This is a genomic window from uncultured Eudoraea sp., from assembly GCF_947258525.1.
Taxonomy (GTDB): domain Bacteria; phylum Bacteroidota; class Bacteroidia; order Flavobacteriales; family Flavobacteriaceae; genus Eudoraea.
The window spans coordinates 1-8771 of sequence record NZ_CAMYIP010000131.1; the positions used below are offsets into that span (position 1 = coordinate 1).

Below are 8771 nucleotides of genomic sequence, written 5' to 3' on the forward strand. Positions count from 1 at the left end.
ATTCACGATTCACTAAAAATGGAAAACGGGCCTACCCTGCATTTCTTTTATAAAAATAATCCTGATATTCTGGAAAACTGGAAAAAATTGCAACCCAAGACCGCCGATGCCATGAGCTTTTTCAATGAAAATATTGGTGCCTACCCTTATGAGCAATATTCAGTGATACAAGGCGGAGACGGTGGAATGGAATATGCCATGAGCACACTAATTACCGGGGAGCGAAAATTTGAAAGTCTTGTAGGCGTTACGGTCCATGAATTGGCACACTCCTGGTTTCAGCATGTATTGGCTACCAATGAATTAAAGCACGCCTGGATGGATGAAGGTTTTACACAATTCATTTCGAGTTTATGTATGAACGAAATAATGAATCAGCAGAAAGACAATCCGTTTGAAAATACGTATAACAGCTATTTTTCTTTAGCGCAATCCGGAAAGGAACAGCCGCAAACTACCCATGCAGACAGGTATAAACTCAATACGGCATATGGCATTTCGGCCTACAACAAGGGTTCTATATTTTTATCTCAATTGGGCTATATCATAGGGCAGGATAAGTTGATGGAATCTCTGCGGTCTTACTATGCTGATTTTAAGTTTAAACATCCAATCCCAAATGATATTAAAAGAACAGCAGAAAAGGTTTCAGGAATAGAATTAGACTGGTATCTTACTGATTGGACAGGAACTACAAATACCATTGACTACGGAATAAAAGAGGTGCAGGCAGAAGAAGGCAATAAAACCAAAATTGTCCTTGAAAGAATAGGACTAATGCCAATGCCTATTGACCTCCTGCTGGTTTATGAAGATGGAACGAGAGAAACTTTTTATACGCCATTGCGCATTATGAGAGGTAAAAAAGATAATCCCTATGCAAATATCGAGAGAACAACTTTGCAGGATTGGCCGTGGGCTTATCCTACCTTTGAATTTGTTATTGAGAAGCCTCTTAGCTCCGTTAAAGCAGTGGTAATTGACCCTTCTCAGCTGATGGCTGATATAAACCTTGAAAACAATATTTGGCAGGCTTCTGAGTAATTATTTTTTATACCAGAAAGCGTCTTTGTACATCTCATTTTTTGCAGCCCGCTCCCGGTTATACAATATCAGATGTGTTTCATCGACCATTCTGTTTCTGTAGCCCAATAGGTGGAAAAAGGGTTTGTTAAAAAACCTGGCGACCTTTAAATTTACCATGAGTTTTTCTTTTGATGAATTAGACCAGGATATCCCCGGAAGTGATGCCAGAAAATAATCAAATTTAATTCTGCGCAAAAATGCCGAAAAAGATAATATCCATGAGGGTATAGGACGTATAAGGAAAAAACCCTCTTCGCCCTGAACCTGATAAAGGGGCATGAACACTATGGTGTCTTTATAAGCGGTTATCTCTTCTCCGTTATGATTGGCCAGGGTTATGCCTTTCGGTAATTTATCAAAGCTGCTGAAGCCCGGAAACATCTTAAAATTATCAGCTTCAGTGATTCTGTGCCTGTGAATTATCTCGTAAAAAATGGTGTTGCCCTTTGCAGCTGTGCTTAGTACATTGCGATGCTTCTTATAGTCCGGCACTTCTTCTTTGCTAATAATTCCCGCATAAATCAAGGCCAGCCAGATAAAGGAAACTGAGTTAGTGACGGCTTCCTCTGTAAAGTGCTGCCCGGATTCAAACCCTACAGCAACGTATCCTTTTTCATTGATATAGCTCAACATCGGCCCTTCCAGATATTCTTCTATCCCAAGGATTACCGGAACGGGAAATAAGCGTGCAAATTCCCTGTTTATCAAGGCGTCATTTATAGTAATAAATGGTAATGTTGGACTGGAGGTGGTATGAAAATCAATAAAGTAGTAAGGAGCCGGTTCCGTTTTAAATATGTCCGAGATCAGTTGGTATAAGAAAATCAATTCATTCTCTTCGACCGAGAGTTCCTTGTGGTTTCTTTGTTCAATTTTATCTATGCCGGAATGTGTCCAGATTCTATTTAGATCATTGTCTAAAAAACGCTTCTTTTTGAGTAATGCCGGGATATTTCCTTTAATTCCAATGATGGATCCCTTTATTTGCAGCTCACCGCCTTTCAATTGTCTGAACACCTGCTCTAACGCTTCAACCCCTGAGGGTTCGTTACCATGTATTCCTCCAAAAAAAACTATGGTTGGGCCTGTTTCCTTACCAGAAATATGACCTATTATTCTTTCGGTCTTTAGTTTTTCAATAGGCTTCGTTTGGAATTTATTCATGAATCAAAAATCATTGGTCGTAATTATTCCAATTAGTTTTTTCCCCTCTACTACCGGCAGACAATTAATGTTATTAGAACTCATAAGTTCTTTGGCTTCGTTTAATGGCATTTCAGGGGTTGCAGTAATCAAATTCCTGGTCATTAATGTGCCAATATTTCTTTTTAACTTAACAGGGTTCTCCACGTAATTTTTTACATCTGTCCAGGTTAACAATCCGCTTAAGTCAAGGTTATGATCCAGTATGGGGGCGTGGTGAATATTTTTCCAAAGCATCATTTTTAATACCAACTCCGCACTGTCATTTTCCTGTGCACTCAATGTTTTTCTGTTCATCCGGTCTTTAACCTTAAGTCCTTCTTTCGGAATAGAATATTCATCTCCCCTTGGTAATTGCCAAATATCTACGGTATAACGTTTTTCCTGTCGTTCGTACATGGTAGCCATCAATATCTTCAGCGCATCCGGTATTTTATACTTTTCTTTTAGTTTTCGGAATGATTTAACCATCCACCTGGATCCATTATTTGAACGAACCCTGTTTTCTATAATGGATAAATAGCGTTCTGCATCTCTTGGTGCAACCCCCATACTATAAAGTCCTCTGAAGGCCATAGGTAAAAAATGATCGAGTAATAGTTCGCGACTGGTAAGTAGTTTTCCGTCCCAATAAAACTGTGCTGCGGTACCGTATCTCGCGGCGTTAAAGAAATTGCTTTTTGCGTCTTTAAAACTCATTTTTTTATGAATGTCTTCAAAAGCTTTAGGCCTCCCCATCATCACTCCTACCCACAACATCATGTTCGCAATTTCATCATCTGTGGTAGGTCCGGATGGCATATATCTGTTCTCAATTCTCACATGGGGCACATTGTCCGTTACGCCATAACAGAGCCTGTTCCATTTGTAAATAGTGCCATTATGAAGTGCTAATGCCCGCAATTTTGGTGTTTTCCCGCTTTTAAGCATTGTCATGCTATCAGTTTTAAAATCGGTTGTCAATAGACTTCTGAATCTGATTACAGCATCCTTATAAAAATCAGCTACAGAGCCTGAAACCCAATCATTTCCAAAACCCACTCTCGATTCCTTTTCATTGAGAATAAAGGTGCTTGCCCTGGTGTCAACGCTTTGGGTAAATAGCGCTATTCGCGTCTCTTCCCATAATTCCTGACCTAACAATAATGGTGAATTAGTTGCTATGGAAAGTATTGGTCCTGCTATGGCTTGTGCCCAGTTATAGGTGTCCGCAAAATTTTCTGCGTCTATCTGAAGATGTGATTGGAAACTTGTATTGCACCCCTCATATAATATAGTGTTATGATGCAGGTTTACCTCATCTACCCCTTTTATATGCAGCTCTATATCTTCTTTCCTGATATCTTTAATCGCTTCATTTAAAACATGATATCGTTTTAAAGGAGTCATATAAGATTCTTCTAAAAATTTGGTGTCTACTGTAGGTAATATTCCTGTTAGGATAATCTTGGTGTTGTGTTTTGCCGCACATGATTTGGCTTTTTCAAGCAATTCATTTAGCTGTTTGTGCAACACAGAAAAACACCGGTCATTTAAAATAAGAGGGTCCAGGTTGATCTCCAGGTTATAAAGCGTTAGCTCAGAAGTGAAATGAGGATCATTGATGTCTTCAAGGATTTTATCTGCTTTATTTGTAGGCTCCCAGTTTTCTTCAACCAGACAGAATTCCTGTTCTGCCCCAATGCGTACAGGCCTCTTTTTAAACATTCCGGTTTCGAGCATATATTCCAGTGCTTCAATATCAGTAAGCAATTGGTCTATATATCCAACTTTATCCTCATTCTTTGTTAACTTCTTTACATTAAGTTCCCCCATAATCAGTAGCATTTAGGTATATAACCTCGAAATATAATCGAATGCAAGATAAAATCCTAACACAGGTATAAATATGATATTTGTCATACCACAAAGGCATGGTTTTTATTGTTTATTTTAGCCGCATTATGTCCTCAAAATTTCCAAAGAAAGAAAAATTAAAAAGTGAGATCCTTATTCGCAGGGTTTTTGAAGATGGAAAGTCTATTACCAGCTATCCGTTAAAGCTCATATATTTGCCTATTGATGAGCTTTCAGAAGTAAAAATCCAATGTGGTGTTACCGCGCCCAAAAGAATTTTTAAAAGTGCGGTTAAGCGAAATCGCATAAAGCGTCTCTTAAGGGAAAGCTACAGGTTGAACAAAGAAAAAATTTTTAACAACATTGAGGGAAGCTTTGCGTTTCTATTTTTATACCTTGGAAATGAAATGCCTGAATACGAAGATGTAGAAAAGCATATGAAGGTAATTCTAAAAAAATTTTTAATTAAAGTATCTAATGAAGACTCTATTAAGTAAAAAAGTACTGCTCCCTGCATTGGCGGTTGTGATGTTTGTCGTTGGAAGTAGTTTTAAAAGCGATTTTTTTGAGATTGCCAAGCAGATAGAAATTTTTACTACCCTGTTTAAGGAACTAAACATGAATTATGTAGATGAGACCAATCCTGCAGAGCTTATGGATACGGCCATTAAAAACATGTTGGATGATCTTGATCCGTATACAAAATTTCTGAATGAGCAGGATGTTGAAACTTATAAGATTAACAATGCCGGAGAGTATTCAGGCATCGGTTCTGTGGTTCGTTCTTATGATAACAAGCTTGTGATTATAGAGCCCTATAAAGGATATCCGGCAGACAAGGCAGGCTTAAAAGCAGGCGATGAAATTATTAAAATAGGAGACATCTCTATTGCTGATTTTAAAGACGATGCCAGCGAATTGTTAAAAGGAGCCAACAATACAAAAGTTGAGGTAACCTATAAAAGACAAGGAAAAACAAATACTACTGTAATTGAAAGGGAGGCTATAGAGGTTGATGCCGTTCCATTTTACAGCATGGTAAATGAAAATACGGGTTATATAGTGCTTTCCAAGTTTAATGCAAAGGCATCTTCCCAAACCAAGGCAGCACTTCGCGATTTGAAAGGAAAAGGTGCGCAAAAAATTATATTAGACCTAAGGGGAAATCCCGGGGGGCTCCTATCTGAATCAATAAATGTTACAAATCTTTTTGTGCCTAAAGGTGAATTGATCGTTACTACTAAATCTAAAGTAAAAAAGTTCAATCGCGAGTACAAAACAAAAAATCAGCCCGAGGATGAAGACATCCCATTGGTTGTCCTGGTAAATGGAGGAAGTGCCTCGGCCAGTGAAATTGTTTCAGGAAGTCTGCAGGATTTGGATCGCGCAGTAATCGTTGGGGCAAGAAGTTTTGGCAAGGGGTTGGTCCAAAGGCCTCTGAAGCTTACTTACGGAACGCAATTAAAGGTCACGATCTCGAGATATTATACCCCTTCAGGACGTTGTATTCAGTCTTTGGATTATTGGAACAGAGATGAAGAGGGCAATGCGGTTAGAACCACAAAGTTTAATGAATTTAAGACAAGAAATGGCAGGAAAGTTGAAGATGGTGGCGGGGTAATGCCCGATATTGAAATAGCAGCGCTGAAAACTAACGCCCTTACCAAGGCGCTAATAGGCAATAATTTTGTTTTTGATTTTGCTACCAACTATTACTACCAAAATAGCCCTTCCAGTATTGATGACTTTAGTTTTAGCGCATCAGATTTTGAAGATTTTAAAAAATATGTGTCTCAGAGCGATTTTAATTTTGAAACGAATACAGAAAAGGCTCTGAAGGAAGCAATTACCGGTGACGACAAGGCTATTTATGGCGCAGATATTCAGGATAGTTACAAAAGCTTACTGGCAGAAATTAATTCCCGCAAACTCAATGCCCTTGACACCTATCAAAAGGAAATTCAGATTAATCTGCAGGATGAAATTATTAAGCGCTATTTCTACCGTGAAGGGCTTTATCAGTATTATTTAAAGAATGATGAAGCTATATTAACTGCAACAGGTTTAATGGAAGATAATGCAAGATACCTGTCTATCTTAAAATAAGGATACTGGACTTTCATGTCCTGTTTTAAGACATACATTCTTAGCCGTTGTTTAGTGCTTTTTTTCAAGGTCATTTTAATGGGTCTGTACTTATCTTATTTACTATATTTATAAAGGCGTAAATAGGGCTGCTAATTACTGGTACCCATATTAGGTTCTGATCTCGTCTTGTGGCATTGCCATTCAATCAAAGTTTGACCGACATTTAAATTCAACCAACTATGAAACTAATACGCTTTGGCGAAAAAGAGAATGAAAAACCCGGTGTTCTATATCAGGGTAAAAGACTGGACTGCTCAAAAGAATTTAAGGATTGGGACCGGGAATTTTTTCAAAACAGCGGATTAACAAAACTTGAGAAGTACCTCGAAGACAATGCTGCTCAATTAAATGAAGTACCTGGTTCTGTAAGGCATGCGCCGTGTATAAGCAGGCCGGGAATGATTATGTGTATTGGTCTTAACTATTCAGAACACGCTGCAGAATCTAATATGGCAATACCTGAAGAGCCCATAATTTTTGGTAAAGCCACCAATACCTTAAGTGGGCCTTATGATGACGTGTCTATTCCTAAAAATTCTACCAAAACAGACTATGAAGTAGAGCTTGGGGTGGTTCTGAATAAAGATGTGCTCTACCTTAAAAATGAGGCAGAAGCCGCTGAAGCCATAGCGGGATATTGTGTTATAAATGACCTGTCTGAAAGGACTTTTCAATTGGAAAAAGGGGGGCAGTGGATAAAAGGCAAATCGTGCCCCGGATTTAGTCCGGTTGGCCCTTACCTCGCAACCCCGGATGAATTAGGCGATCTCAACAATTTAAAAATGACCTTATCCGTAAACGGGGAATTAAGGCAAAATGGCAGTACTTCTTTTATGATCTTCACACCTGCCTTTATTGTGTATTACCTGTCGCAATTTATGCTCCTTGAAGCGGGTGATTTAATTTCTACCGGCACCCCGGCCGGGGTTGGCATAGGCTTGGATCCGCCTTCTTACCTTGCAAAAGGAGATGTAGTTGAATTAAGCATTGAAGGTCTTGGAATTCAAAAACAAAAAATGATTTAAATTTAGTTAGCAGGTGCAGAAAGCCAGTCTCATTTATGATGCAAAAGCAACTCTTGGAGAAGGTCCTTTTTGGGATTACAAGTCCGATCAATTATTTTGGGTAGATATAGAAGCCGGGGTACTTCATTGTCACTATGATAAAACCAAGGAGAATTCCGCTTGGCACTTAGAGGAGATGATTGGGGCTGTGATTCCCTCGGGAAAAGAAACTTTAATTTTGGCATTGGAAACCGGCATTGCCAGTTTTAATTATAATACCCGGGAGCTCAGGCCGCTTGGAATTCTTGAAAATTCTGATAAAAAGCTGAGGTTTAATGATGGTAAATGTGATCCTAATGGGAACCTTTGGATAGGCACTATGCATAAAAATCTAAAGCCCGGATATGGTAACCTTTTTAAGGTAGACCATGAGTTAAAGGATACGCTTCAAATTAAAAACACAAGCATTTCAAATGGGATGGCCTGGTCTCCGGATAAGACCAAATTTTACTACATTGATACGGCGGTTTATGAGGTTTGGCAATTTGATTTTGATGTTGTTAAGGCTGAAATTTCAAATAGAAAAACCATTTTCAAAATCCCTGTAGCCTATGGCGGAGCAGATGGTATGACAATAGATCGGGAAGGGATGCTCTGGATTGCGCATTGGGGAGGCGGATGTGTAAGACGATGGAATCCGGAATCGGGTAAGGTTTTAGAGAAAATTGAAGTTGACGCACCGCATGTCACATCATGCTGTTTTGGGGGAAAAGACTTAAAAACTTTATATATCACAACAGCCCGAAGCGGTATGTCGGAAAAAGATCTGAATTCATATCCGCTCAGCGGGGGTCTCTTTTGTTACACAACAGATGTTGGGGGTTTTAAGGTAAATAGTTTTAAAGGCAATCTATGATCTACAATGGAATAGAGGATAAAGTAGCGATTATTACAGGGGCCGGTATGGGTATAGGATATGCCATAGCCGAATTATTGCTGCAAAATGGCGCATGTGTTGTTATAAATGATGTTGATAAAGAGGTGGTGGAAAATGCATTGATAAGTCTTGAAGAAAAATTTCCCGATAAATGTTCTGTGTTTGTAGGGGATGCCGGGGACATTGAGGTAATAGACGAGCTTGTGCTTTTTACCTTAAAGCAGTACAATAGAATAGATTTTGTTATTCCCAATGCCGGGATTACATTGTTTGGTGATTTTTTCAAATTTAAACCCGAGGAATTCGATAAAGTAATTGGGCTTAACTTAAAAGGAGCTTTTTTTCTGGTTCAAAAAACCGGAGAAATTATGAAAACACAAGGTCGCGGAGGTCGTGTAGTCCTAATGTCTTCCATTACAGGGATCAGAGGATATCCCGATTTAACCGCATATTCCATGACCAAGGCTGCACTTCAAATGATGGCTAAAAGCCTGGTGCTGGCACTTGCGCCATATCAGATTACTGTTAATGCCATTGCTCCCGGGGCCACGCTTACA

8 protein-coding genes are annotated in these 8771 nt (G+C 39.0%); 6 read left to right on the forward strand and 2 right to left on the reverse strand.

Annotated features, from left to right (window positions below; translation table 11 throughout):
- On the forward strand, positions 1-1044 hold a 1044-nt coding region (locus Q0X89_RS09955), incomplete at its 5' end, for a M1 family aminopeptidase (protein ID WP_297693653.1).
- Here Q0X89_RS09955 and Q0X89_RS09960 read toward each other — a convergent pair.
- Both Q0X89_RS09960 and Q0X89_RS09965 read right to left on the reverse strand, forming a co-directional pair.
- Positions 1045-2250 (reverse strand): succinylglutamate desuccinylase/aspartoacylase family protein, encoded by a 1206-nt coding sequence (locus tag Q0X89_RS09960; protein ID WP_297693655.1) that lies wholly within the window; start codon positions 2248-2250, stop codon positions 1045-1047. It lies immediately after the preceding gene.
- A gap of 3 nt (positions 2251-2253) precedes the next feature.
- Positions 2254-4104 (reverse strand): CBS domain-containing protein, encoded by a 1851-nt coding sequence (locus Q0X89_RS09965; protein ID WP_297693657.1) that lies wholly within the window; start codon positions 4102-4104, stop codon positions 2254-2256.
- An 80-nt stretch (positions 4105-4184) separates the two neighbouring features.
- Here Q0X89_RS09965 and rnpA point away from each other — a divergent pair, with 80 nt between their 5' ends.
- From rnpA to Q0X89_RS09990, 5 genes are all read left to right on the forward strand, one after another.
- Positions 4185-4622 (forward strand): ribonuclease P protein component, encoded by a 438-nt coding sequence (gene rnpA, locus Q0X89_RS09970; protein ID WP_367177039.1) that lies wholly within the window; start codon positions 4185-4187, stop codon positions 4620-4622.
- Positions 4603-6231, forward strand: coding sequence for a S41 family peptidase (locus tag Q0X89_RS09975; protein ID WP_297693659.1), 1629 nt, complete (start codon positions 4603-4605; stop codon positions 6229-6231). The genes rnpA and Q0X89_RS09975 overlap by 20 nt, the downstream gene beginning before the upstream one ends.
- A gap of 221 nt (positions 6232-6452) precedes the next feature.
- Positions 6453-7298, forward strand: a complete 846-nt coding sequence (locus tag Q0X89_RS09980) for a fumarylacetoacetate hydrolase family protein (RefSeq protein ID WP_297693661.1) — start codon at positions 6453-6455, stop codon at positions 7296-7298.
- A gap of 13 nt (positions 7299-7311) precedes the next feature.
- Positions 7312-8193 (forward strand): SMP-30/gluconolactonase/LRE family protein, encoded by an 882-nt coding sequence (locus Q0X89_RS09985; RefSeq protein ID WP_297693663.1) that lies wholly within the window; start codon positions 7312-7314, stop codon positions 8191-8193.
- Positions 8190-8771: SDR family NAD(P)-dependent oxidoreductase (locus Q0X89_RS09990; protein ID WP_297693665.1), on the forward strand; the 582-nt coding region annotated here is incomplete at its 3' end. The genes Q0X89_RS09985 and Q0X89_RS09990, both read left to right, overlap by 4 nt.